The 25,902-nt window shown below is 44.2% G+C and carries 21 protein-coding genes; 15 read left to right on the top strand and 6 right to left on the bottom strand.

Annotation, left to right across the window (positions count from 1 at the left end; genetic code table 11):
* Positions 1 to 175 precede the first annotated feature (175 nt).
* The 7 genes from ACWNM1_RS03325 to ACWNM1_RS03355 all read left to right on the top strand — a co-directional run bounded on the left by ACWNM1_RS03325 (position 176) and on the right by ACWNM1_RS03355 (position 5,782).
* The gene (locus tag ACWNM1_RS03325) at positions 176 to 1,288 is read left to right on the top strand and encodes an ABC transporter substrate-binding protein (protein WP_449599874.1); all 1,113 of its coding nucleotides are present in this window, start codon (positions 176 to 178) and stop codon (positions 1,286 to 1,288) included.
* Positions 1,289 to 1,378: 90 nt separating this feature from the next.
* A complete protein-coding gene (locus tag ACWNM1_RS03330) occupies positions 1,379 to 2,302 on the top strand; it encodes an ABC transporter permease (RefSeq protein WP_449599876.1) in 924 nt (307 codons plus the stop codon).
* Positions 2,299 to 3,102 carry an ABC transporter permease gene (locus ACWNM1_RS03335; protein ID WP_042184213.1) on the top strand — a complete coding sequence of 268 codons (804 nt, stop codon included), beginning with the start codon at positions 2,299 to 2,301 and terminating at the stop codon, positions 3,100 to 3,102. Before ACWNM1_RS03330 ends, ACWNM1_RS03335 begins: the two co-directional genes overlap by 4 nt.
* Positions 3,099 to 4,142: an ABC transporter ATP-binding protein gene (locus tag ACWNM1_RS03340; protein WP_449599878.1), complete on the top strand. Its 1,044-nt coding sequence runs from the start codon at positions 3,099 to 3,101 to the stop codon at positions 4,140 to 4,142. The genes ACWNM1_RS03335 and ACWNM1_RS03340 overlap by 4 nt, the downstream gene beginning before the upstream one ends.
* A 5-nt stretch (positions 4,143 to 4,147) precedes the next feature.
* Entirely contained in the window at positions 4,148 to 5,023 is an 876-nt protein-coding gene (locus ACWNM1_RS03345) for an alkaline phosphatase family protein (RefSeq protein ID WP_449599880.1), read from the top strand.
* A gap of 94 nt (positions 5,024 to 5,117) precedes the next feature.
* On the top strand, positions 5,118 to 5,435 hold the full coding sequence (locus tag ACWNM1_RS03350) for a hypothetical protein (RefSeq protein ID WP_449599882.1): 318 nt from the start codon (positions 5,118 to 5,120) through the stop codon (positions 5,433 to 5,435).
* Between the two features lie 110 nt (positions 5,436 to 5,545).
* Positions 5,546 to 5,782 (top strand): DUF6953 family protein, encoded by a 237-nt coding sequence (locus ACWNM1_RS03355; RefSeq protein WP_042123499.1) that lies wholly within the window; start codon positions 5,546 to 5,548, stop codon positions 5,780 to 5,782.
* A gap of 71 nt (positions 5,783 to 5,853) precedes the next feature.
* Here the strand turns inward: ACWNM1_RS03355 and ACWNM1_RS03360 are convergent, their stop codons facing one another.
* Entirely contained in the window at positions 5,854 to 8,157 is a 2,304-nt protein-coding gene (locus tag ACWNM1_RS03360) for a UvrD-helicase domain-containing protein (protein ID WP_449599885.1), read from the bottom strand.
* A 376-nt stretch (positions 8,158 to 8,533) separates the two neighbouring features.
* Between ACWNM1_RS03360 and ACWNM1_RS03365 the strand changes: the two genes are divergently transcribed.
* Together ACWNM1_RS03365 and ACWNM1_RS03370 are read left to right on the top strand one after the other, a co-directional pair.
* A complete protein-coding gene (locus ACWNM1_RS03365; protein WP_449599887.1) occupies positions 8,534 to 9,370 on the top strand; it encodes a DUF6492 family protein in 837 nt (278 codons plus the stop codon).
* 2 nt (positions 9,371 to 9,372) lie between these two features.
* Positions 9,373 to 10,743, top strand: coding sequence for a sugar phosphate nucleotidyltransferase (locus tag ACWNM1_RS03370; protein ID WP_449599888.1), 1,371 nt, complete (start codon positions 9,373 to 9,375; stop codon positions 10,741 to 10,743).
* A gap of 104 nt (positions 10,744 to 10,847) precedes the next feature.
* Here ACWNM1_RS03370 and ACWNM1_RS03375 read toward each other — a convergent pair whose 3' ends face one another.
* Together ACWNM1_RS03375 and ACWNM1_RS03380 are read right to left on the bottom strand one after the other, a co-directional pair.
* Positions 10,848 to 12,569: a sensor histidine kinase gene (locus tag ACWNM1_RS03375; RefSeq protein ID WP_449599889.1), complete on the bottom strand. Its 1,722-nt coding sequence runs from the start codon at positions 12,567 to 12,569 to the stop codon at positions 10,848 to 10,850.
* Positions 12,547 to 14,115, bottom strand: a complete 1,569-nt coding sequence (locus ACWNM1_RS03380) for a response regulator transcription factor (protein ID WP_449599890.1) — start codon at positions 14,113 to 14,115, stop codon at positions 12,547 to 12,549. The genes ACWNM1_RS03375 and ACWNM1_RS03380 overlap by 23 nt, the downstream gene beginning before the upstream one ends.
* A gap of 252 nt (positions 14,116 to 14,367) precedes the next feature.
* On the opposite strand from ACWNM1_RS03380, the gene ACWNM1_RS03385 reads away from it, so the two are divergent.
* The 4 genes from ACWNM1_RS03385 to ACWNM1_RS03400 all read left to right on the top strand — a co-directional run bounded on the left by ACWNM1_RS03385 (position 14,368) and on the right by ACWNM1_RS03400 (position 20,182).
* Positions 14,368 to 16,080 carry an ABC transporter substrate-binding protein gene (locus tag ACWNM1_RS03385; protein ID WP_449599891.1) on the top strand — a complete coding sequence of 571 codons (1,713 nt, stop codon included), beginning with the start codon at positions 14,368 to 14,370 and terminating at the stop codon, positions 16,078 to 16,080.
* A gap of 22 nt (positions 16,081 to 16,102) precedes the next feature.
* On the top strand, positions 16,103 to 16,993 hold the full coding sequence (locus tag ACWNM1_RS03390; RefSeq protein ID WP_042184236.1) for an ABC transporter permease: 891 nt from the start codon (positions 16,103 to 16,105) through the stop codon (positions 16,991 to 16,993).
* Positions 16,994 to 17,011: 18 nt separating this feature from the next.
* Positions 17,012 to 17,890 carry a carbohydrate ABC transporter permease gene (locus ACWNM1_RS03395; RefSeq protein ID WP_283912014.1) on the top strand — a complete coding sequence of 293 codons (879 nt, stop codon included), beginning with the start codon at positions 17,012 to 17,014 and terminating at the stop codon, positions 17,888 to 17,890.
* Between the two features lie 63 nt (positions 17,891 to 17,953).
* A complete protein-coding gene (locus ACWNM1_RS03400; RefSeq protein WP_449599892.1) occupies positions 17,954 to 20,182 on the top strand; it encodes an amylo-alpha-1,6-glucosidase in 2,229 nt (742 codons plus the stop codon).
* Between the two features lie 100 nt (positions 20,183 to 20,282).
* Here the strand turns inward: ACWNM1_RS03400 and ACWNM1_RS03405 are convergent, their stop codons facing one another.
* The gene (locus ACWNM1_RS03405; protein ID WP_449599893.1) at positions 20,283 to 21,146 is read right to left on the bottom strand and encodes a Cof-type HAD-IIB family hydrolase; all 864 of its coding nucleotides are present in this window, start codon (positions 21,144 to 21,146) and stop codon (positions 20,283 to 20,285) included.
* Between the two features lie 273 nt (positions 21,147 to 21,419).
* Here ACWNM1_RS03405 and ACWNM1_RS03410 point away from each other — a divergent pair, with 273 nt between their 5' ends.
* Positions 21,420 to 22,661: a DUF445 domain-containing protein gene (locus ACWNM1_RS03410; protein WP_449599894.1), complete on the top strand. Its 1,242-nt coding sequence runs from the start codon at positions 21,420 to 21,422 to the stop codon at positions 22,659 to 22,661.
* A gap of 58 nt (positions 22,662 to 22,719) precedes the next feature.
* On the opposite strand, the gene ACWNM1_RS03415 is transcribed toward ACWNM1_RS03410, so the two are convergent.
* Positions 22,720 to 23,823 (bottom strand): glycosyltransferase family 4 protein, encoded by a 1,104-nt coding sequence (locus ACWNM1_RS03415; protein ID WP_449599895.1) that lies wholly within the window; start codon positions 23,821 to 23,823, stop codon positions 22,720 to 22,722.
* Positions 23,824 to 24,004: 181 nt separating this feature from the next.
* On the opposite strand from ACWNM1_RS03415, the gene ACWNM1_RS03420 reads away from it, so the two are divergent.
* Positions 24,005 to 24,778 carry a YheC/YheD family protein gene (locus ACWNM1_RS03420; protein ID WP_449599896.1) on the top strand — a complete coding sequence of 258 codons (774 nt, stop codon included), beginning with the start codon at positions 24,005 to 24,007 and terminating at the stop codon, positions 24,776 to 24,778.
* On the opposite strand, the gene ACWNM1_RS03425 is transcribed toward ACWNM1_RS03420, so the two are convergent.
* The gene (locus ACWNM1_RS03425) at positions 24,771 to 25,586 is read right to left on the bottom strand and encodes a hypothetical protein (RefSeq protein WP_449599897.1); all 816 of its coding nucleotides are present in this window, start codon (positions 25,584 to 25,586) and stop codon (positions 24,771 to 24,773) included. The genes ACWNM1_RS03420 and ACWNM1_RS03425 overlap by 8 nt on opposite strands.
* Between the last annotated feature and the right edge of the window lie 316 nt (positions 25,587 to 25,902).

A 25,902-nucleotide genomic window follows, 5' to 3' on the forward strand; every position in this document is an offset into this window, starting at 1 on the left:
ACGAGAACCGCCTGAGTGAATCAGGTGGTTTTTTGGGATGTCTTCCTTTTTATTTACAAATATTCCTATCCTCCTTAATGCCGCGAAAATAGTACACGCCTATACTGCAATTGGGTGCCTAACAGTTGGAGCATAGAGAAGCCCGCAAATAAGAAATAGGAGTGAAGGGGAAATCATGAAAAAAGGGATCAAAAATCAATTATCGATGGGTCTAATGTTATCCTTGCTCGTCTTGTTGCTTGCTGCTTGTGGAAATTCGGCTAAGGCTGACGAATCAACGAATGGAAAGGCTGGCACCAAAGAATTAAGTCTGACCGAGATCGAGAGTAAAGCTAAAGAAGAGGGTAGTGTTATCAGCGTGGGAATGCCGGATTCCTGGGCGAACTGGAAAGATACATGGAGTGATATGAGTAGTAAGTATGGTCTTACACATTCAGATACGGATATGTCGAGCGCGGAGGAAATTGCCAAGTTTGATGCGGAAAAAGATAAGCCAACGGCTGACATCGGAGATGTAGGGATCGCATTTGGATCAGTTGCCGTGGATAAAGGGGTAACACAACCTTATAAAACGACCTACTGGGATGAGATCCCTGATTGGGCTAAGGATAAGGACGGGAATTGGATTGTCGGCTATCAAGGGACGATTTCGTTTTTGACAAACACCAAGCTCGTGACTAACCCACCGAAGAGCTGGGAAGATCTGAAGAACGGAAATTACAAAATCATCGTAGGTGATGTAACCAAAGCTGCTCAAGCGCAGATGGCTGTATTGGCCGCAGCGATTGCTTTTGGTGGCGATGAGTCGAACATTGAGCCGGGGATTGCTTTTTTCGAGGATTTAGCTAAAAAAGGACGTCTCTCCAATGCAGAGGCTTCCCTTGCCAACATTGAAAAAGGGGAAGTAGAAGTTACCTTGCTCTGGGATTTCAACGCTTTGAACTATAGAGATCAAATCAACAAAGATGGCTTCGCGGTAGCCATTCCGAAGGAAGGCAGTGTAGTGAGCGGTTATGCAACGATCATCAACAAATATGCGCCACATCCTAACGCTGCGAAGCTGACACGTCAATATATTCTTAGTGATGATGGACAGATTAATCTTGCCAAAGGGTACGCGCGTCCGATCCGTGACAGTGTAAAGCTACCGGATGATGTTGCTGCTAAGCTGCTGCCAAAAGAGGAATATGTTAACGCTAAGCCTGTTGGTGATTACAAGGTGTGGGAAGAGACAGCTAAGACTATTCCGCAATTATGGCAGGAACGTGTACTTGTGCATTTGAACTAGAATTGTTCTCCCCCAAAAAAGAAGCAGGGCGCCTTCGTCACGATGCCGTAAGGTGCCCTTGTTCTATTCCCGCGACAAGGAGTGAGGAAATTGAAACAGAAAAGCCGCGGTGTGGTCCTGGCACTCATTCCGTTTGTACTGATGGTGTTAGCATTTCAGCTGGTACCGGTATTGTCCATGCTGACAGGAAGTTTCCAAAAGTCCGATGGCACTGGGTTTACGCTAGGCAATTATCTGCATGCACTGCAAAGTGCCTATTATATGCAGGCAATCAAGAACAGCTTGCTGATCTCTTTAATCTCAAGTCTGATAGGAATCATTGTCGGACTTTTTTGTGCATATTGTATTACTCGGTTCACTCCGAGAGTAAGAGACAGACTCTTAATGCTGTCGAATATGACCTCTAACTTCGCAGGGGTTCCGCTGGCTTTTGCGTATATTATTTTGCTCGGTAACAACGGAGTGTTTACGCTCTTATTCAAACAGTGGGGCTGGAGTGTTTTTACCGATTTTGATTTATATAGCTGGTCTGGTCTGATTCTGGTGTATGTCTATTTTCAGGTTCCATTAGCCTTACTGCTCTTGTATCCATCCTTTTACGGAATTCGTGAGCAGTGGAGAGAGGCGGCGTCCTTGCTGGGAGCAGGACCATGGCAGTTCTGGAAGACGATTGGGCTGCCAATTCTAACTCCGGCGATCTTCGGCACACTGGGAATACTGTTTGCCAATGCGATGGGTGCCTATGCAACGGCATATGCTTTGGTTGGCGGGAATTATAATCTGCTGGCGGTACGTATCGGTTCACTGGTTGCTGGAGATGTGGTTACTCAGCCAGAAATGGGGAGTACGCTTGCTGTTCTGCTGGGTCTGACTACGATTTTGGCCGTCTACTTGAATCATCTGATGGTTCGGCGAACGGAGAGGTTTGGATCAAAAGCGCTCAGTAAACCGGATGTGAAAACCAAATCTTCTCGGCGTTTGTGGACGGCAGCTAGTGAGGAGGTGGGGCAATGAATATACGTAAAGCAGGCTTCGCTCCGCGCACTTTCATGCTAATGCTCATGGTGTATTTATTACTTCCACTGTTAGCAACCGGTATTTATGCCTTCGCGCAGGACTGGCAAAATACCTTATTGCCTCAAGCTTGGACACTGAATTGGTTTGGAGAAATGTTTAAGGATATTCGTTTTTTGGAGGCGCTCTGGACCTCGCTGTATTTATGCCTGATTAGCGTGGTGCTGAGTCTGGCCGTGATGCTGCCAGCTGTTTTTGTCATCACCATTTATTTTCCGCGCTGGGAGAGCTTTATGAAAGTGATTGTTGTTCTGCCTTATGCGGTGCCTGGTGTAGTGGCTGCGGTGGGACTTATTCGTACCTATTCCTCTGGCCTCTTTGATATCGCTGGAACAGCTTATTTATTGGTGGGGGCGTATTTTGTGGTCATTCTTCCCTATATGTATCAGGGCATTCGCAATAGTCTGTTGACCGTTAACGCCGTAGAACTGCTGCATGCCGCAGAATTGCTTGGAGCCCGCCGCAGAACGGCTTTTATGAATGTGATTTTGCCAAATATCTGGCCTGGCGTTATCGTCTCTACCTTATTATCATTCTCCGTTCTGTTCGGTGAATTTGTCCTTACAAACATGCTAGTTGGCGGGCATATTCAGACGATTCAGGTGTATCTATATCAAAGAATGGGCGAAAGCGGACATTTAGCCAGTGCAATTGCCATCTCGTATTTTCTGTTTATTCTAGTCCTTTCGATGGTACTAATGAAGCTTGGCAAAAAGATGGGAGGAGGCGTTAAGGGATGAACGATTATCTGAAGCTGCAGGGAATACGCAAAATGTTTGGTGAGACCTGTGTGCTAGACAATATAGATTTGGAGATTCGTGAAGGGGAGCTTGTGACGCTGCTAGGACCTTCCGGTTGCGGGAAAAGTACGTTACTTCGCTGCATAGCTGGCCTTTCGGAGCTGGATGGCGGCAGAATCCTTCTAGAGAATAAAGATCTGGCAAATCTGCCGCCCCGTAAACGCGAGGTGGGGATGGTGTTCCAGTCTTATGCTCTATTCCCTAATCTGACGGTGAGCCAAAATATTGAGTATGGAATGAAGATGCGTGGTTTGTCCAAAGCCGCCCGACGTAGCCGCTGCGAGGAACTGCTGGCTTTAGTCGATCTAGAGGAGAAGCGGGATGTCTATCCGCAGTCACTCTCCGGTGGACAGCAGCAGCGGGTAGCGCTGGCCCGTTCTCTAGCCGTACAGCCCAAAGTATTACTGCTGGATGAGCCCCTGAGTGCACTTGATGCCAAGATTCGTAAGAATCTACGTGCCGAAATTCGTGATATTCAGAAGCGCTTTAACATGACGACCTTATTCGTTACGCATGATCAGGAAGAAGCGCTGATCCTATCCGACCGCATCTGCATTATGAATGGTGGACGCATCGTCCAAGGTGGAACACCGGAAGGACTGTACACCGCGCCGCGCACAGAGTTCGTTGCTCGGTTCATGGGAAGTTATAACGTATTGACTCGGCCAGAGATGATGGCGCTGTTCCGTGGCATAGATAGTGGTATGGACAGCTTTGCCATTCGCCCTGAAGCCGTAACGTTACTGCATGACGGGGCGGGTCAAGAGGAGGCTGCTGCAGGAGCACAACTGGTGAATGGAATGATTAAATCGGTGTCTGTGCTAGGCAATATTATTCGATGTACGGTTGAGGCTGAAGGAATCCGCTTAACGGTTGATCTTTTAAATGATGGACGCTGGCTACGGGTTGGAGAAGGGGACAAAGTCACATTGGCGTTGAACCCTTCCGAGCTTTTACATTTAGAGCGAGAAGGAGCGTGAGTAGAATGACGGAAATGAGCAATAAACTCATTGTGGTTGTCTTGGACGGACTTAGATATGATGCTGCTCGCAAATACATGGGCTATCTGGAGCATCTTGTGGAACAAGGATCCTTATCTTGTTATCGAGTACAGTCGGAGTTACCCAGTCTATCACGCCCGCTTTATGAAGTGCTCTTAACGGGTACACCCGTGTCCAAAAATGGAATTACGGCTAACCATATTGTGAGACCTAGCCATGAAGAAAGTGTATTTCATTTGGCAGTAGCCGCTAATTTGCGTACAGCTGCTGTCGCCTATCATTGGGTCAGTGAGCTTTATAATTCGGCACCCTTTGATCCACTGGCTGATCGCCATCAGCATAATGTGATGAGGCCAATTCAGCATGGCAGTTTTTATTTCGAGGATCACTATCCTGACAGTCATGTGTTTGCCGACGCTGTGTATTTACGGAGTGCTTATGATCCGCATTTTCTATACATTCACTCCATGAATATAGATGACGCCGGGCATCGTTATGGCGGGGAGAGCAAGGAATATGAGCTTTCCGTGCGTAACGCCGATGGACTGCTAGCCACTGTTTTGCCTATTTGGATGGAACAGGGGTATAAGATTCTGATTACGGCAGATCATGGAATGAACGAAAATGGGTACCATGGAGGGGTCACCTCTTTCGAGCGGGATGTGCCGTTATATACGTTTGGAGTAGATGCATTGCCTTCGAAAAAAGAGGGAGAAGTGCTGCCTCAGCTGCGAATGGCTCCTTTAATGTGCCACTGCTTAGGCCTTGCTCCCTCAGCTGCAATGAGCAAGGAAGGCTTGCCCCCATTTGTGCAAAAGCAACCACTTCATGAGGTGGATGAACCTGTGATTTTAGGATGAAAATAAAATAGTAAAGCAAGATGAAAATCATATACGGGAACGCTGGTTTTTTGTATAATAAATTGTATATTTTACCTAATTAGGAGGTTGTCTTTTGAGCGCTTCTAGAGCTTTGAAATGGATTACAGGCTCGTTTGAAATTATTTTGGCAATTCCAATTCTGGGTGCTGCTATTGTAATTGGCACTGGCTACTCCGCACTGGGGTTGATGTTTATTCTTCACCTAGTTACATTGATTTTATCTTCAAAGAACCAAGAATCTATCTATGGTTCAGTACTCGGAATTGTAACTTCTTTATTCGCTTGGATTCCATTTGTGGGATGGGTATTGCACTTGATTACAGGGATTCTGTTGATGGTAAGTGGCGGGCAGAAGACTCGTCATTCTTCGAATCATACATATCCACAATAATTAGAGACAGCCTAATACAGCCCGATTCGGACGTTTGTCCGGTCGGGCTGTATTCATGTTATAATGAGGGCACATTTTAGCATGAAGTACATGAAAGGAGGCACATCCATATGGAAGTAACAGCACAAGATGTAGCGGAATGGATGGTTAAGGAAATTCGGTTTACGGGTACCCTGTATCAGACCGCGGCGATTGAATATGTAAAAGAGAATTTTGGAGAACAATTTGTATTTGTGAATGAGAATGGCAATGCCTCACTGTCCAAGGAAGTAAAGAAAGCTTTCCGGAAGCTGCACGGCGGCAAAATCGCGTGGGATCGCGATGGATTTTTGTGGGCATGGACCTAAGCTGGACACAGCGCAATATATTAAAAAGCAAGTTTCCAGGGAAGAGGAAACTTGCTTTTTTTGCGTGTAAATCATACTGGAACTTCTCTAGTATCCTTCGTCATAGGAGTGCTACATAGAGGGCATGGTTTTGAGGTTAAATGATCCTCAGCTCCGCCTGCCTTCATGCGTGTCCAACCAGGACAACTGCTGCCCGTGCAGTTCCATACCGGAACGACATGGGTTTTTGTTTTTGTCGTGGCCGCTCGGCTGGTCGGCAAGGATCTTGTTGTCACTGTTCTGCTTACCGTAGTCGCTGCTGTGGAAGAAACCGCTGAACGGAAGGCGGATAACATGAAGCGGGAGACCTCCGCTTTTTTACCCCGATGCTGTGCAGGTGAGCTGATAAATAGCTCCTCTCGGGCTCTCGTAACGGCCACATACGCCAGTCTCCGTTCCTCCTCCAGTGCTGCTAAGCTTGAGGCTCCACTGCTTCCAGCCGCAAGCTTGCGGTCTTTTAGCCGATCACCCTCCAGTGCAGAGCTATGCGGAAGAATTCCCTCAGACGCTCCAATTAAAAAGACTACAGGGAACTCTAGCCCCTTTGATTTATGAATGGTCATTAATACAATCCGATTGCCTTGCTCTTTAGTGCCTGGTTGGCGATTATGCTCGTTACGCTCCGTGACATTATCTATGAAATCAAGAAAGGCAGGGATGCTGTCGAAACGCGCCGCGGAGGATTCTAGCTCATCTAGCATTTCTTTTAACGTCTCTCTATGCAACGTCGCTTGATGCCGTTCATTCGCTTCGATGAAATAATCGTAGAATTGGGTACGAATCTGCCGGATTGCTTGTATTGGGGTCAGTTCGCGTATATTTCGGATTAGATCGAGCCGATCTCTTAGCTTGGTTCCTTTGAAATCCTCCATGCCGGGCATGGACAATAGGTGGATTAACGGTCCTTGCTTGGGCTGTCTAGCTTCCATCTGGCGGATGTGATTCATGCCTTTTTCACGGTTCATATATAGCGTCGGCAGGATATTCTCCATCGCTGCAAAATTTCGCCGATTCACGGAGAGTCGCAAATGATCCACTACCGGAGAGATCAGCCAGTGCTCGTACAATAATTGCCCTTCTCCGTAATCAATATAGGGAATATCGCGTAAAAGGAGCAGTTCGAGAACGGCCCGATTACTGCTCGACGCCCGGTACAACATGGCGAAGTCGCTATATTCTCTTTTGCCGCTAGAGACCTCGTTTAAAATATGCTCGATCATCTGCTCGGCTTCTTCGTCTGCAGTTTGCGGACGCATATACCGTGGCTGACTTCCACTACCTTTTGCGGCTTGCAGGGTTTTGGAACGCCGACGTGTATTGTGCTTGATAATGCCGTTGCCAAGTCCAACGATAGCTGGACCTGAGCGGTAATTAATATCGAGCGTAATAACCCTTGCTCCCGGATAGAGCTTCTCGAACTCTAGAATGAACTCACTGCGCGCTCCATTGAAGGAATAAATCGTTTGGTCATCATCACCAACCACCATTAGATTATGCTGTGGGTGAGCGACCATCTTGACAAGTTCGTACTGCAAGGCGTTTGTATCCTGGAACTCATCCACCATCACGTACAGATATCTCATCTGCAACTCTTGCAAAAGCTCCGGACGCTCCTTTAGCATCCGATAAGCGATTAAGAGGACATCATCGAAATCGATTTTGAAATTGTCTAGTTTCCATTGTTCATATATTTCCAGAATGGACTTCATTTCTTTTTCGGCGGTGGTGCCTTCTGGCAGATCTTCCACGGTGCCCATGTTCATTTTGCAGGAAGAGAGCAGCGAGAGTAGGGTTTCCGGTGGATAAGCATCCTTCGGCAGTCCGAGCTCACGCATGATCTGCTTCAATAGGATATGCTGGCGCCGTGTTTCGCTGAAAATTTCCTGCTGCAATCCTTGTCTGCGCAAGAAAAATAAGAAAAAGGAATGGAACGTGCGGGCCTGCAGCCTTGCAACGTCCGCTGTGCTGACTCCCGGCAGCAGGGCGATCCGTTCGCGCATTTCTGCCGCGGCTTTACTCGAAAAAGTCAGCAATAGCAGCTGACTCGGCGAGACGCCGCGCACGGACAATAAATAACCGGTTCTGCAGATCAGAACCGAGGTTTTGCCGGAGCCTGCACCGGCCAGTGTCAGCAGCGGCCCTTTATGATGCCGAACCGCAGCAATCTGCGGGCGGTTGAGCAGGATGCCGCCTTCCTCCAGCCTGCGGAAATAAGCGGAGTCCCCCTCCTCCCGCTTCACTAGCTCCTTGCTAGTCTGCGCTGAAGCTACTGCCGCTTGCGGGATGCGTTCGCCGGTTGCTCCCAGCGGAATATTATGAAATAAGAGCTTATTCAATAGATTCACCTTCATATATTTCTGTATAGAGTGAGCTCAACAAAACTAGTTGGAGAATGGTTGAGTTCATCTTAAAATGTGCCGATTAAAATACGTCGAAAATTTAGCCAATCTACAATATACCATCCCAGCCTTTTTACTGCACAGAAAAAAATGCTGGATATAGTATGGGGGAGTGTGGAGCTTGGTTGTGTGAATGGGGGTTGGTGGGCAAGATGTACGGTATAAATCCCGTAGAAGTGCTGGAATTGGGCTTTATGGGCGAAAAGAAGGGTATAAATCCCCCCCTTGTCCTCCTTAAGTTTACAGTAAAGCCCATTCCCTTTCCTTATTATCCTCATATCCTAAAGCAAAATCATGATATGGAGATGACCGTATGCCCTCGCCTAAAAAGGTCCGCATAAGCCATGCCGTTACCATAGATGTACTGATTCCGGCTATCGAGAAAGATTTGGCAACACTCCCCTATGTTATTGACGCTGTCCGAACACATGTTAAGCATCCGATAGGTCGAATACTTATTGTTGCTCCAAAAAAGACACGTATACTGGATTTCTGCCGAAAAAAGGGCTGTACCTTTGTCGATGAGAATACAGTCCTTCCGATTACAAAAAAAGATATCCATTACCGTTCACGGAAATGGGAAAGATCCGGTTGGTTGTTCCAGCAATTGTTGAAGCTGAATGGTGACAAGCTGTGTAAGGCTGACTATTTTTTAGTTATCGATGCAGATACGGTCTTAATCGCTCCTCATCGATTCCGTGAGAAGGGAAAGACGATTTTTTACAGCCGCAATTGGAGTCAGCCTCAGTACTTTACAACCTATAGGAAGCTAATGGGTAAGAAGGCGGCATCTGCTTCTTCTTTTGTGACGCATTATATGCTGTTTGAACGCAGCCAATTGACTCAGATGAAAAGAGAGATTGAAGCAAAGCATCAGAAGCCTTGGTATTCGGCGATTATACACAGTATGAACCGAACTAAGCAATTTGCTTTTTCTGAATTCGAAACTTATGGGAATTACCTGTATTCGAAGGATCGTGGGGGCATGAAGATCCAAAAAGCACGCAATAAAGGCCTCCATATGAATGCAGGTCAGCTGTCCAAGCAGAAGCTGGATGAGCTGGCGGAAAAGTATAGATCATTGTCTTTTCATAAACGGAAGGGGTATGTGAGAACACCGAATAGTAAGTCCAGCGCAGGGGGGCGATAGCGTTGCAGATCGTACTCCTTTCAGGGGGATCGGGGAAGAGGCTGTGGCCGCTGTCGAATGAGATCAGGTCAAAGGCATTTTTAAGACTTCTCCCAACAAAAGATGGCGGCATGGAGTCGATGATCGAGCGAGTATGCAGAGGGCTGGATGAGGCAGGATTGTTAGATTCAAGCTGCATTGTAACCCATTGCAGTCAGGTGGAAATCACCCGCAAATCTGTTGGAAATCAGATTGCCTTACTAGCGGAACCACAGAAGCGGGGGACTTTTACTGCAGTTGCACTGGCGGCGAGCTATTTGCATTCCGTGAAGAAAATAGACTTAGAAGAGACCGTTGTGGTCATTCCGGTGGATTCATATGTGGAGGCTTCTTTTTTCAGTCAGCTTCGGCGGTTTCCCAGCGTGCTATCCGAATCACAAGCGGATATTGCCCTGATCGGTGTTACGCCTGAATTCCCATCCACACAGTTCGGGTATATATTGCCGAGTGAAGGTTCAGAGGGGACGTATTTTCTAAATGTGAAGCAATTTGCAGAAAAACCAGACGAACTGGCGGCGACCGAGTTCATTTCCCGTGGAGGACTATGGAACTGTGGGGTGTTCTCCTGCTCATTAGGATACTTGCTCTCAAGTATGGTGGAACGGAATCTTTCAGCAGATTACATGGAGCTGGTGGAGCGTTATGACGAATTGCCAGAACGAAGTTTTGACTATGAAGTGCTTGAACATACGCAGCGAGCGGTAGTTATTCCTTACACCGGAGTTTGGGCGGATATTGGTAGTTGGGATGCGCTTACCCCTCATTTGCAGGAAAAGGTAATTGGCAGGGGGAGCATTTCTGAGGATTCAAAAGGAACCTATTTAGTGAACGAACTCTCTTGTCCCGTACATGTCATCGGTGCCCCAGGTTTGATTGTGGCGGCGGGTGCGGATGGTATTTTGGTTGCTGGGATCGAGCAGGCGAAACGGATTAAGCAGAAGCTGGAGGGTCATGCCGCGAAGCCGATGATTGAAGAAAGGCGGTGGGGGAGCTCCCGCATTCTGGATTTCTCACGAACAGCAGCAGGAGTTGAGGTTACGACTTCCAAAATCACGATGTTGGCAGGGAAGCACACCAGCTATCATTTTCACAGGCATACCAAGGAATTATGGTCTTTTCTTTCGGGGAATGGAGAGTACCGTATGAACGGCGTTCTTCATGCAGTTACAGCCGGAGACACAGTCACAGTACCTGCCGGTGCGAGACATGGTTTACGGGCGATTACACCGCTGGAATTGATCATTATTGAACTGGTGACATCTTCTGATGTGGGGGATTATGTACGTGTTTCTGCTGAATGGGTGGGGGAGGAAAGCGCTCCTGATCATTTGTAATTCAATAGATTGAAAAAAAATCAACCGGGTTTAACCCAGCGTACATGTCCCGGTTGAATTTAATTTTAGAGTGTAGCTAGTTAACATCACTGCATTTAAAAGAGTTATAGATCTGAGCCACCTTCGTATCTTTTGGATGGAAATCGAAATGTGACCTCCGTTCCCAGTCCTAGAATACTGGTAATGGACAAGCCGTACTCTGGTCCGTACATTAGCATAGCCCGGTCATTTACATTTTTGAGCCCATAGCCTATAGACTGGGATTTAAGCAGAAGATTGAGTCGTTCTTGTGGGATGCCAACGCCATTATCCTTTACTTTGAAGATGATACACTCCTCCACCATTTCTCCGGATAGAATAATTTTGCTTCCTTCTTCTTCTCTATTCTCAATACCATGAATAATAGCATTCTCAATTAGAGGCTGAAGCATCAGGTTAGGCATGTAATAAGAGAGAATAGCCTCGTCGATCTGATATTCTATCTCAAAGCTGTTGCTATGCATGTTAAGCTGAATCTGGATATAAGATTGTACATTCAATAGTTCATCTGAAACCGAAATAATATTATTCCCTTTATTCAGCGTAGTCCGATAGAACGTGGATAGAAGCTGCGCCATTTCACTTATATCTGTTGCATGGATTCGGATGGCTCTCCAATTGATGAGCGAAAGAGCATTGTATAGAAAATGAGGATTAATCTGAGCCTGTAGGGCTTTCATTTCATATTCTTTTCGTGAAATTTCCTCAATGTAGACTTTATCGATTAACACTTTTGTTTTGTCAACCATATTGCCAAAGCCTCTAATTAGATCCCCAACTTCATCTTTGGATGTGCTGGTGACGGTGACTTCCAGGGATCCCTCTTCTACGGTGCGCATATTATTGCGCAGACGCTTAATTTGTGAATTGAACTTTCGAGAAAATAGATTGGCGGTTATAGCAACGGCAGCAATACAGGCAACAATAACAAGCCCAACTGTCGAGAGGATTTTCCAAGCAGAATTCGTAATCACCTTCGTAGGCTTGCATAACATCACTGTCCATCCTGATATAGGAACTTCAGATTGCAATACAGTGTACTTTGTATTTTTCCATTGCAGCGTATCTAAGTTGTCTGTGCTATTGGAAGGAATATATCCTTCTATACCAGACGAGGCATAGATCGACTTTCCATCAGCATCTTTGACGAGAATCTCTGAACCTTGAGAGAGTAGGGAGTCAAAAGGTGTGAATAACGAATCGTAATTCACACGTGCATACAGCACATTTTCTTTTGGATCTTTCTGTTTTGTATTAATAATGCGTCGAACAGCAAAAATCTCCTTTTTATCCGTAAACCACAGGACATCGACTGACTTCATCAAAGCCGGGTACCAATGTTTCTGTTTAATATCATTTAGGGCTCTGACGGTGTTGCCATGTGCCAAAAGATTGGTCCCTGTATACAGAGTGATTTGTTCTACACCTGTATTTAGATACCGTGCGGTATTGAAATTTTGGTCAATCACATGGGTTAACTGATCATACATTTCATACATACTTGTGTAGGTATGATTAGCTGAATTAATAATTTCCTGATTAAAACTCAAGAAATTCATGAGTTTATTGTAGACATCCAGATGACTATTTAAAGCTAAAGCCCCTTGATTTAAGGCTGCTTTCAAATCAGATTTGGATTGCTTAATGAGGGATGATTTGGCTTCTTGATAGCAGAAGCTGCCCAATACAATCATAGGAATCATACTGATTAACATAAATGAAAGCATGATCTTGGTTTGAAACTTCAAGTCGCGAATATTTTGCTTAAGTGTCTGCCAAAGTTGCATAATGCTCCTCCCGATATGCAGAGGACTTCTGATTATACTGTCTATATTTTTCTGGTGTGTACCCATAGAAATCTCTGAAATTTTGGCAGAAGTATGAAATATTGCGATAGCCCACTGCGGTGCAAATATTTGATATTTTTTGATGTGTATTTATTAACAACTCTTTTGCGTTTTGCATGCGGACATTCTTAATATATTTATTAAGCCCACAGCCTGTCTGCTTCTTGAATATGGAGCTAAGATAATGTGGAGACAAATACACTTTAGCAGCAAGCATTTCCAGACTGAGATCATCTGCATAATATTGTTCAATATATTGTTTGACGGCATCGACATCACGGTTCTGAGTAGGCTCATGGTTAGTAGAGTTCTGATCAATCCGAGCGATACCTTCAAATATAATATCTTTGATATCCCGCAGATCTTCAGATCCATATATGATCTCGACGGCAGTCTGCAGCTCCATTTCTGATATAGGTGCAGCTTGTGTCATGATCTCTTGATAGATTGTGGAAAACATATACTTTACATATAAATGTGAATACTGTACTTGATGTACGTATTTTTGATATAAAATCTCAGTATTTGCTCGTAAGCTAAAAATATCTTGATCCTTCAGATTATTTCGAATCTGATCTAGTAGATGGCTATCTGTAAGGTCTGGATACAAGGCCTCAGAGAAATGTAAGTCATTTTGTGTATTAAACACAAAGGTATCTGGGAGAAAAAAACGATATTCCATCAATTCCTCTAATGAAGTCAGAAGTGAACCTAAATCTAGTATTGAGGTTAGTTCCTCTTTCATAGCGAGATAACAATTCACTTTATATTTATCAAGGATACAATGATGCAGGTGCATCGCTGAATGATTATCAAACCGGGAAGAAGGGGACTCTTGCTCGGGAAACAGTAGTAGACTCTGACATCCGTTTAGATTTAAGTAATCAGCAGATGTGTCTACTAAACCAAGAACAAACTCTTCGAACTCCGAATCCACAGATTCAAAAAATGGCTTATCGAATTCTAACAAAAGCATTTTATTGTAATGGCTGGGTAATTCAATAGACAGCTCTTGAAGAGGAGGCGGGCTTCCGATGCCATTGACTAGAGAGAAGAGTAGATGTTTTCTCACATAGCTTAGCTTTCTTTGTGACGCTTCTTCTTTTTGTTGCTGGTTCTTTAATTCCTGAATAACTTTTTCTAAAGTAGTTTGGAATGCTTCAATGTTAACCGGTTTCAAAAGATACTCGGATACGCCCAGGGAAAGGGCTGTTTTGGCATACTCAAATTCAGCGAATCCACTGAATAAAATCACCTTTAATTTGGGGTGCAACCTTAATGCTTCCTTTGTTAGCTGTAATCCATCCATTATAGGCATCCGCACATCGGTAAATAGAATATCGACAGAGTGTGCGCTTACATATTCAAGTGCTTTACGACCGTTTTCTGCAACATGCAATTGGAGGGGGAAGCCAAGCTCCTTAATGAGGAAAGCAATCCCCTCTCGCTCCTCCTTATGATCATCTACCACCAATATGGATAACATTATTTACCACCTTTCGACATGTAGTGACATTGATATTGTAGTATAACATCTTCGACCGTAGCAATTATTCCTCGATATTATCGTTAATGATGAGTATTTATTTGTGTAAAACATAATTTTTTTGCGTTTACGATGGATAGCAATAATCTATAAACTTAAGGAAGTAACAATATAATTTTTTTTGAAGCTGGCCGGCGCTTTGAAATCGTTTTCTAATACGAGTTTTTTTATAGAAAAAGGGAGGCTCTTATAATGAAACATAAATTGAGAAAATCAAGCTCCATAGTATTAGCATCACTATTAGCTGTTGCTATGGTAGGTTGTTCAAGTTCTAATAATTCTTCAGCATCTACCCCAAAGACAGATGCGAGTGATCCTGCATGGAAAGAAGCACAGACGACTCCATTTGGCGCCTATCCTGAAACAGTGACTTATTCTGTTGGACAAGTGGCAACGAGCTATTCAGCACTTGCAGGAACGCCTTATGAGAAAGATAATGCCACAAACAATGTGTGGACAAGATATTTCAAGAATAAGCTGAACATTCAAAATACGACCTCGTTTGAGTCCAATGATGGTACAGACTATAGTCAGAAAGTTTCGATGGCAATTGTAAGCGGTGAAATCCCTGATCTAATGGTGGTTCCTGACTACGCGACATTGCAACAGCTTTATGAGAACGATCTGATTGCAGATCTGACCGAGGTTTACGAAAATACTGCCAGCGATCGAATTAAGGAAATTTATGATTCCTACGGTGGTCGTGTTCTGGATAGCGCTAAGTTCGATGGCAAGCTGATGGCCATACCAACTACTGAAATCTCACATGGTCCTGGTATCCTCTGGCTTCGCAAAGACTGGATGGACAAATTGGGACTTGCTGAGCCGAAATCAATGGCTGATGTCGAGAACATTATTAAGCAATTTGTAGAAAAAGATCCAGGTGGTAACGGAGCGGGTAAGACACTAGGTCTTGTTGTCGATAATGAGAACGTTGCCGGTGTCTCTGGTGGACAATTCTCATTTAATAATATCTTTTCACTATATGGTGCGTATCCAAAACAGTGGATTGATGATGGAAGTGGAAAGGCTGTATATGGATCTGTTCAACCAGAGATGAAGCCAGCACTGACCAAGCTGTCTGAAATGTACAAGAATAACTTGATTGATCGTCAGTTTGCAGTACGTACTGGTGATGATCGCAAGGCGCTACTTACAAGCGGAAAAAGTGGGTCGTTCATGGATAACTGGTGGGGAAGCTGGACTGTGGCTGACACACTTAAGCTGAATCCAGCAGCGGAATGGGTATCTTATGTTGCCCCACAATCAGAGGATGGCTCGCTTACAATGTTCACTGGAAATCCTTCCAGCAGTTATTTGGTTGTTCGCAAAGGCTTTGAGCATCCTGAACTTGCAGCCAAGCTTGTGAGTGTTCAATATGACTATCAGCGTTACCAAGAAAAAGATGCAAAAGCTTTGAAAGAATTTGAAGATTATAAGAGCATGAATGTTGGCGGATCTCCGCTCGCCATTAATATCGATTATTATGACGCTTTCTATCGTAACGTTGACATCATGAAAGAAGCATTAGAAACAGGCGATACAAGTAAATTAACTAGCAATGAGGATTTAACCGCGTATAACTCCTATAAGAAATTTCTTGATAGTAAGAAGAATGGAGAAACACCAGACTCCAATGCATGGGCTGGATATACTTCCAGTATTACGACAGCTAGTTTGGTGAAAGCCTCTAATATTAAAGAAGTGAATCCATTATTCTTTGGAAGTACATCATCCATGACGTTGAAATGGCCGACACTTACTAAAATGGAACTTGAAATGTACTTGAAGATCATTACAGGTGAGCAAACACCTGACGCGTTTGATAAGTTTGTAGATAGCTGGAATAAAACTGGCGGCGAAGTCATTACTAAGGAAGTTAACGAAGCGATAGCAACCAAATGATGTTGAAAGAGATGATCCGTAAATGAAAAATAAAAAAGATCAGACAGCATTCCATCTCATGATGGCGCCAGGCATGATTTTCCTAATTATCTTTTCGTTTATTCCAATGTTCGGTATTATAATGGCTTTTCAAAATTATGTTCCGGCTAAGGGGATGAGTGGTTCATCCTGGGTAGGTCTTGATAATTTCAAATTTATGCTCCAAATTCCTGACAGCAAACAGATTTTCAGTAATACGATCGTTATCGCGTTATGGAAAATTATCGTGGGTACTTTTACATCCATCGTGTTTGCCCTGTTATTAAATGAAATTCGGGTAAAGTTTGCTAAGCGATTCATACAGACGGTCGTTTATCTGCCGAACTTCTTGTCATGGGCGATCTTAGCTACTGTAGTCATGAATATCTTCTCTTATGAAGGTCCTGTTAATGCCATGTTAAGTTGGTTTGGGATTGACCCGGTCTTGTTTATGGCCAGCAATACCTGGTTTAGACCGATGTTAGTATTAACAGATGTCTGGAAGGGTTTTGGGTACGGTTCAATCATCTACCTAGCTTCCCTGACATCCATTGATCCCGGACTTTATGAGGCGGGCTCCATTGATGGAGCCAACCGGTTTAAGAAACTGTGGCATATCACTTTGCCAGGCTTAATGCCAACTATTTTGCTGGTTACAACCTTGAACTTGCCGAATGTATTGAATGCTGGTTTTGATCAGATCTTCAATCTGTATAATCCTTTGGTGTATGAATCTTCGGATATTATTGATACCTACGTTTACCGGGTGGGTCTGGTAGAAAGACAATACAGCTTAGGTACAGCAGTTGGCCTATTACGGTCGGTCGTTGGTATCGTACTGATTCTTTCTGCGAATAAATTGGCCCAAAAACTTACGGATTATCGTATTTTCTAAAGAAAGGGGGGTTCTCCCATTTACGCATCTAACATCAAGGGTCGTATTGCAGATGTTATTATCTGGGTATTTGTTCTAGCGTTCGCCTTGTCCTGTCTCATACCGTTAGTCAATTTAGTAGCCATCTCTTTCAGTGATAATGCGGCGGCTTCCGCAAATCTAGTAAGTATATTCCCGGTTAATCCGACGTTTAGCTCCTATGAAAAATTATTGTCTGACAGCCAGTTTTGGCGTTCATTCATGATCTCTGTAGAACGGGTAGTGTTAGGTCTGCTTGTGAATATGGTACTGATGATTCTTACAGCCTATCCATTGTCTAAAAGTTCACGAGTATTCACGGGTCAGAAGATTTATATGAATCTCGTTATCTTCGCGATGTTATTCTCAGGCGGATTGATTCCAACCTTTATGGTAGTCAAAGAGCTTAATCTTTTAGACTCCATCTGGTCATTGATCTTGCCGGGTGCAGTACCGATAGGGAATGTTATCTTGCTGATGAATGCTTTCCGCGCTGTACCGAAATCTCTAGAGGAAGCAGCGAATATAGATGGAGCTTCACAGTGGAGAATATTAGGGACAATTTATCTTCCGATAGTATTACCTACGCTTGCCACCGTTACGCTCTTTACTATTGTGGGCCATTGGAATGATTACTTTGGTGCCCTGGTGTATATTAATAAAACGGCGAATTATCCATTGCAAACCTATATCCAACAGCTTAGCGTTGAGGTTCAGAACATTACAGATCCTGAAAAATTATTGGAATTAGCAAAAGTTTCGAATAAGACTTTGAACGCTGCTAAAATCGTAGTTTCGACGCTGCCATTGTTGTTGATTTATCCGTTTATGCAAAAGTATTTCGTATCAGGGATTGTCGTTGGTTCGGTTAAAGAGTAAATATTGTAGACAGCCGCTATGAGGTTTCATAGCGGTCTACTATTTTAAAGGAGGAGGCTTACAATGAATAGTGATCAAGTTCATACATCAATTCTGGATGACATGAAGACATTTGTCTCTCAAGAAGCCAATCGGAGTATTTCATTTACGAATAAAGAGGCAGCATTTTATTTTACGCAATCCCATCATACGGATCATGTGGAACATGCATTTTTTGAGGGACTTAATATTGCTAAGAATAGAATTTTCGGTGGATACACCTTATTCGCAGGTGAACAGAAGCTAGACAATCGACAATCTGAAGTTTGGGCCTATCCTTATAAAATGGTGCGTAAGCACGCCGATCTGACAGAAGAGCTGTGGTTGTTGGATTATCATAATCTATTAGAAATTAGTCTCGCTAATGCTAAGGAAGACATAGGCATCGTTTTAAGGGGAGAGAATGTTAGCTATATAAACCAACAGGATCATATCGCGTTCTTTAGCGCTATCGAGGGAGATTGGGTGATTGCAGTTAGTGCTATCAACCTTGTACCTTTGCATATGGATAATGAAGTTCTAATTGCCGATGCAAACGCTGGGGGTTATTATATCGCTGCAGGTAAGACATCCGAAGAAGCAGCAAGCTTAATCCTTAAAGCTAGACAAGATATTAGTACTTTGAAAGATGAACGTGTTAAGCGGATGGAAGATTTCTTACACCATAATGCCCATCTAACCAGCAGTGATGATACGTTTACTTTAGCCATGAATTGGTTGAACATCACAATGGATCAGTTGGTTACTAGACAGCAGGGTGATGGTATCTATGCAGGACTGCCATGGTTTAACGAATATTGGGGACGGGATCAATTCATAGCTCTTCCAGGCGCTGTGCTCGTTACAGGGCAATTCGAAACGGCTAGAAATATCTTGCTATCATTCGCAGAGTTTCAGAATACGGACGAAGATTCTAAATACTTTGGTAGAATTCCAAATATCTTGTCTCCTGGAAAAGTAGATTACCATACAACGGATGGTACGCCGCGATTCATTATCCAGTTGCAGGATTACGTTAAGTATTCAGGAGATACAGCGATCATTAAAGAGCTGTATCACAATGTACAATATAGTATTGAAGGTTCCATAAAATATTGGGTAGATGATAAAGGGTACTTGAAGCACGCAGATAATGAAACTTGGATGGATGCCCGGGATGGCAATTTGGAGTCATATTCTCCTCGGGATACCCGTGCTAATGATATTCAAGCACTCTGGTATAACCAATTGCTTGCTGGTGTTTACTTTGCTGATTATATGAATGACAAGGTGAATGCTGATAAATGGAAGGGCATTGCTGAAACCTTGAAGCGCCATTTTGAGGTCGATTTCATTGATCAAGCGCATCCTTATTTAGCAGACAGACTGGATGCAGAAGACAAGCCGGAATTCTCCCTGCGCCCAAATCAGTTATTTGCTTTTGAAATGTTTGATGATAACGATTTTAAGGCCAGAGCGATTCGTACCGCGTGGGAAGAGTTGGTCTATCCATGGGGTGTTGCTTCGCTAGATAGACATCATTCATTGTTTCGTCCGTTTCATTTAACATCTCATTATCCGAAAGACGAGGCTTACCATAACGGTGCGGTTTGGATTTGGCTTAATGGTATTGCGATGCAGCGTATGATTGAAGTGGGGCAGGAAGAAACGGCCTATCAGCTATTCAAGAATATGAACTGGCAGGCCTTGAATTTAGGTGTTGTTGGTGGACTTTGTGAGAATATGGATGCTTATCCTGAGGAAGGTGAGAGCTGGGCGAAGTTGACGGGTGCATACCTGCAAGCTTGGTCCAATGCTGAGCATCTGCGTGTGTGGTACCAATATTTCTTAGGTATCCGTCCAGACCTGATTAACAATACACTGACAATTGCTCCAAGAATTCCGCAAGAGCTTGAATCCTTGGCCTATAATGTGAACATAGGAGAGGGACAGATCGAAGCCACGTATAACCGTGGACTTGAAATCACTTACACCTATACATTCAAGAATGTGGGACTGGAAGTAATCATCGATAGGTCTCCTTTCGAAACGGTATCGCTTGAAGTTAGGCCCAATATGGAGCTGGTTGTAAGACAAGATGATCATACACTGGCAGTTACCTTATATGATGAGAATCGTCAAATGCTCAAGGAGATTCAGTCAGGGCTATCCGAATCACGTGTTATGCACAATAAGCGGAATACCGAGTTATTAAAAGACGTTGGGTTTGCTAAGCCATTGAGCTTGGACAATCATCCTTGTATAAAGCTGTAGCTATAATTAGTTAAGACAATCTTAAAAAAACCTCTGACCCATCCTCAGGATGCTGTCAGAGGTTCTTTAGCTGTTTATGATTTAAGCCAGGCATGTTGGTTCAGAATTTAGCCATAAGATGCTCAAGTCCTGCCGCCACTCCATCTTCGGCATTACTGACTGTAACAAATTCAGCCATTTCCTTTAGAACCGGTGCTGCGTTAGCCATGGCAATCCGGTAGCCTGCCACCTCGAACATCGGTTGATCATTATAGCTGTCACCCATTACGGCTACATCTGTTAGCGGGATGCCATAGTGGGCGGCGAGCATAGCTACACCGGAGCCTTTGTTGGCGTCCTCATGGTTAATTTCGATATTATTGACATGGGAGGCTGTAATAATAAGGCCAGGGATCGCGGCGAAGCGGGTGGAGGCTTCTTTGAGCAGTTCCCGGTCTAGAGAAAAGGCTAATGTTTTATAAATGACGTTTTCTTCTTTACTCCAGATCTCTTCCATACTTTCGACGTAAGTTACAGCCGCTTGTTGAAACTGCTGATCGATCATTGCTTTTAGCAGCCAGCTGACTTCCTCAGGTACTTCTTCTTCACTTAGTGCAGATAGTTTCTCTAATCTTACCCGTTTATTGAGTTCCACATATACGTTGTCCTCTGTGTATACCTCGTAATACAAATCCGGAATTTCGTTCATCCAGCGTAATGCAGGAATGATGTCTTCCTTCTTCAGCGGTTTACTTGCTGCCAGCGTGTGGTCAGACAATGTAACCACTGCGCCATTCAGACTGACTACCGGGCATTCCAGATCTGCCAGACGCAGCTGTCGTTCCGCATCCATAAAAGAGCGTCCCGTAGCAATAATTACGATATGACCTAAATTCTGAGCCTTTATAATCGCCTCGCGGTTCTTTGGGCTAATTTGTCCTTCTTCGTTCAGCAATGTTCCATCCATATCTAAAGCAATCAGCATAGTGTATGATCTCCTTATCCAGTCATAGTTGTCCCCTTCGCGGGCCAGTGAGAACGTTACTTGTATCTTATCATTAATATTCTGAAAACCAAAAACACCTTTTCATTTCTATTCTAATCGTATATTTTTAGAAAATAGTTCAGTCGTGGTACAATAGTTGTTAAACTAATCGACTAGCCGAGTCTATCGTCAGTTCATGTTCGTGGGACGTGATCCGTCGGTATTTTTCCTGCGTAAGGACATCGGCAGCTGTGTATGTAAGGGGGACTAATCGTGAGATCCAAAAACTTGGCCACCATGTCACTAGCTTTTATGGCATGTGGGTTTCTGATTACACTATTTCTACCTGAAAATCTTGCCGTGATTCTACTAAGAGGCGGCTTTGAGGCCGGGCTGGTTGGGGGGATTGCCGACTGGTTCGCGGTAACCGCATTATTCCGCCATCCGCTCGGACTGCGTATTCCACATACCTCACTGCTACTCAAGAATCGGGATAAGATTATTCAGTCGCTAATTACCGCTATGGAGACTGAGCTGCTGAACAAAGAGAGTATTGAGAACAAGCTGCGCAAGTTTGGCATTATGTCTATGAGTTCCAAGCTGCTGACGAAGCTCTTTAGCAAGAAGAAGGCGAGAGCCCAGATCCTAGAGCAACTTAGCGAATTCGTGTCACGTCTTCCGGTAGAGAAAGCTGTACCTTTTCTTCAAAAGGCAGCCTCTGACTATATTCGTGAAGCGGAGCTTGGAGTTGCGGCTGATAAGATTGTCACTAAATTAATGAACGATGGAAAAGATGTAGCAGCTCTGGATTATGCGCTGGAAGGGGTATCTAACTGGAGCGGTCGCCCTGAAACGAAAGCTATGCTGGGTAAGATCGCTAGTGAGAAACTGGCTGAAGTAAAGCTCGGTGGACTGAAAGGAATGGCTTTTCAGGCTTTCGTTGGATTCATGGATGCGGATATGCTTGGTGAAATGCTGCAAGGCATGCTGCAGTCCGGTATTCGCGATTTTCGTGAAGAGGATAGCCCATATCGTGAAGAGGTCATCCGGGAAATTCGGGTGGCGTTGTTCCAGATTGTTAATGATGAGGCTAGAATGACTTCTGTGAAAGAATGGGCACTACAAGAGCTTGAGGGAGAAGCGGTAACTGCTTTTCTGCATACTCAATTGGAGAACGTACGTAGTAAGGCACTCTCCCTATTAGAAGAGGACCGGGCAGCTGGCGGACGAAAACTATTTGCACTATACACCCTTCTTATGCGCCGTATTAGTAAGGAACAAGAGTGGATCGGTAGCTGGGAGGAGCGGATTCGCGCTTCATTGATTGCATTTGTAGAGGCTAACCACTTCCGAATCGGTCTTTTGGTGAAGGAGAATCTGGATAGCATGGACGATGCTAGTCTAGTGAATATGCTGGAGGATAAAGTAGGTAAGGATCTTCAGTGGATTCGTGTGAACGGTGCCTTATGCGGTTTTGTTGTAGGGCTTGTACTTACGGTTGTTCAATTTATTTAAATCAAAGTAGTCCGTCTCCAGTGAATGGAGGCGGACTACTTTTTTATGTTTGTAGGGTCTATCGCTGTATTAAGGCAGCTTGATAAAGCCGCTCCAAATCAGTTGCTGTACGTTGCCAATTGAAGGCTTCAAGCGCATCCGCTCGTCCTTGTTTCCCAATGGTTGCTGCTACCTCAGGATTCCGGCCTAGTCGCAGCAAATCTCTAGCAAAGGGCAAGGCTTCGCGATATCGTTCCACCAGATATCCGTTATGGCCGGAGTCGATAATCTCACGGATACCACCATTGCTAGAAGCGATGACCGGTAGTCCCGAGGCCATGGCTTCTACATTAACAAGTCCAAAGGATTCATGACTCTGAGAAGGACATACGAAGCAGTCGGCTGCTTGATAAAGGGTATGGATATCCTCATGAGCTACATTTCCAAGGAAGGAGACGGAAACGCCTAGTCGCTGTGCAAGTAGCTTCAGCTGTCGCAAATAGGATGATTTCCCTTTGCCTGCAATTACAAGATGAGAGGGAAGGTGCTTATTTAAATGGTACATAGCACGTATCAATACGGGCACCCCTTTGCGGGGGATGACTCGACCGACGAACAATACGGTAAAGATCCTCGGGAGTCTGTAAAGTTTGCGAAGATGGTACTTTTCCTGTATTGCAACAGGAGTGAATCGATCAAGATCTGCTCCGAGCAGGACGATACGAATTTCATTGTTCAATTGAGGGAAGCGACGAGTCAGTCTTCGCTGTAGAGAGTGGCTATTCGCAATAATCAGATCTGCTCTAGCCAAGGCTCTCGCAGTCTTAACTGAGTCCGGTGTGAATGTAAGAGAATGCAGAAATAGAAATACCGGAAGTTGAGGGAGCCGTTTCTTAACAGCAGACATAAGATGGGGACGATTATCGATCTGAACGATATCAAATGGCTCATTCTGAATGTAGTCTAACACCGAAGTACGATAATGAACGGGAGTACTTGCGGGTAAACGAATGATTCTTACCTGCTCCAATATGGAGGCATCGGGCAGTCCCGGCGCTCTGCGGCTCACAATGGTAACCCTATGTTTCTCAGCCAGCCTTCTGGCAATGGCCCAAATGCAGATTTCTACTGACCCGTCTCCCGGAACCGGGAGACGTTCCGGCGCAATAATACAAATATGCATGGTTCATGCCTCCTCTGATCCGCTAATGGTTATCCTCTTCCCACCATATGCAGCTTGAGTATCTGGAGATACATCTGAGAGCGGAGAGGGCGTTCAACCCATTCCATTCATATAGTCGGAGCATAAAATACTAAGGTTAAGCAAGGCTGTGATCATTATTTAGTGACAGGGGAGAGGGCAATTGGGAACGAAGTTAAAGTCTGCGTTGACCAGCAAATGGATTAAAACCAAGGTGCTCATGCAAAGTTCCGAGATTTCACCGCTGATTCCAGAAACAGTGAAGTTTAGTAAAGCAAACTTAAGAACGATGCTCTTGAAATATGGGATGATTTACGTTAAGCCGGAACATGGCACCTATGGTAATGGTGTAATGAAGGTTGAACAGAGTAAGGATTCTCATGGAACAGAATACAAATACCAAAGTGGAACAAAGATTAAGACCTTTGGAGCCTATGACACCTTTTATTCATCCCTTAAGAAAGCGACACGCGGACGCAGTTACTTGATTCAGAGAGGGATTGTTTTGCTAAAGCATGGAAAGCATCGTTTTGATATCCGTGTGATGGTCCAGCTCAGTCCGCGTGGCAAATGGGAAACTACCGGATTGATTGGCCGAGTAGCTGAGAAAGGCAAGATTGTTACCAATTATCATAACGGTGGTACGCTAATGTCTATGGAGAAGCTGCTGTCGCCTTATTTGAACGATGCTCAGCAAACTCAGATGCTTAAGATATTGCGAAAGCTAGGTGAGGACACTGGACGTTTCTACCATAAGAAATATCCTGGCTTTAAACAGATTGGTGTTGATGTAGGATTAGATAACCACATGACGCCTTGGATTATTGAAGTGAATACGAGTCCAGATCCATATATTTTCAAACATCTTCCTAATAAAAGCATGTACCGCAAAGTGATGGCTTACCGCAGAGCAAGTAAGAAGAAGTCCGCTAACTGATTTGCTTCTTCGTATTCGCAATAACAAGGGAAACCTTTTGTTCGAGCTCAATTATTTTTTGCTTATGGGTTGCGATCTGACGATAACTAGAGACCAGTGAAGATAGGGACTGGGTGGTTAGTGTAAGATTCTGTTTGCGAATTGCTGCTTTAAAGTCAGTCCAATCTGCTGAGGCACGTTTGTTTAACGAGGTGATTACGCTCTTGTTAGATTTGATCGTGATTTGAGGACTTTCAATGCCAGATAAGATTTTACGAGCTTCGGCTATCTTTTGGGTACGTGTCTTTTTCGCGGCGCTCAGCTGATTTTGTTTGTCGCTTATCTCTTGCCGTGCCAGCTGAACCAAGATCTTCATAGCATCACCTTGGGCACGCAGTACGGTATTCAAGGTCTTGTCCTTAAGTGACTTGGCGATGCTAATTCGCTTGTTAAGTGCACTATACTGGTCAAATAAGGGCTGATAGCGCTGCTTGCTACTCTTAACGGAGGCTTCCAATCGGGTCACTGTTTCAAGATCAATCCCTTTAATTTGTTGACGAACCATAACTAGCGATTGCTCATTATTGAAGTGAAGGATTCGGATTTGCTCCTCGCGCTGATCATACTGCAGCTTTAAGGTGGATAAATCATTGTACAGAGAAGTCAGCTTAACCCTGGTAGGACCATCTGCCGTTGCGGCCGTCAGATCAAAAGACGCTTTAACAGAGGGGGTTAATTCTGTTGTAGATGCAGCAATAGCTCCTGATGATGTGCTTAGCAGTAGCAGGATCGTAAGCAGTAGTAAGGGCACTGACTTAAATATTTTCATTTATTCTCCTCCTATTGTCGTAATCTAATGGCAACAAAAAAAGCACCCGTAGCAAAGGCAAAAGCCTTTATTACGGGTGCTTCCAGCGTAATAGGTCACGAACGATATTATTATATTTCTCGCTTAAACGCTTATCGTCCTAACGAGGACGCTGAAGGCGTTTATGCTTATGTTAAATAATAGTTTTCCCCAGGCCATCCAGTCAATATTTTAAATTAAAATATTCCCAATTCAAAATGATGCGCAGGGCATTTCTATACTCACTTCTCTTATCGTATACTGAACTTAGGATGGAATAAGGGATGCAACGTTCGCA

The organism is Paenibacillus sp. Marseille-Q9583 (assembly GCF_976954365.1).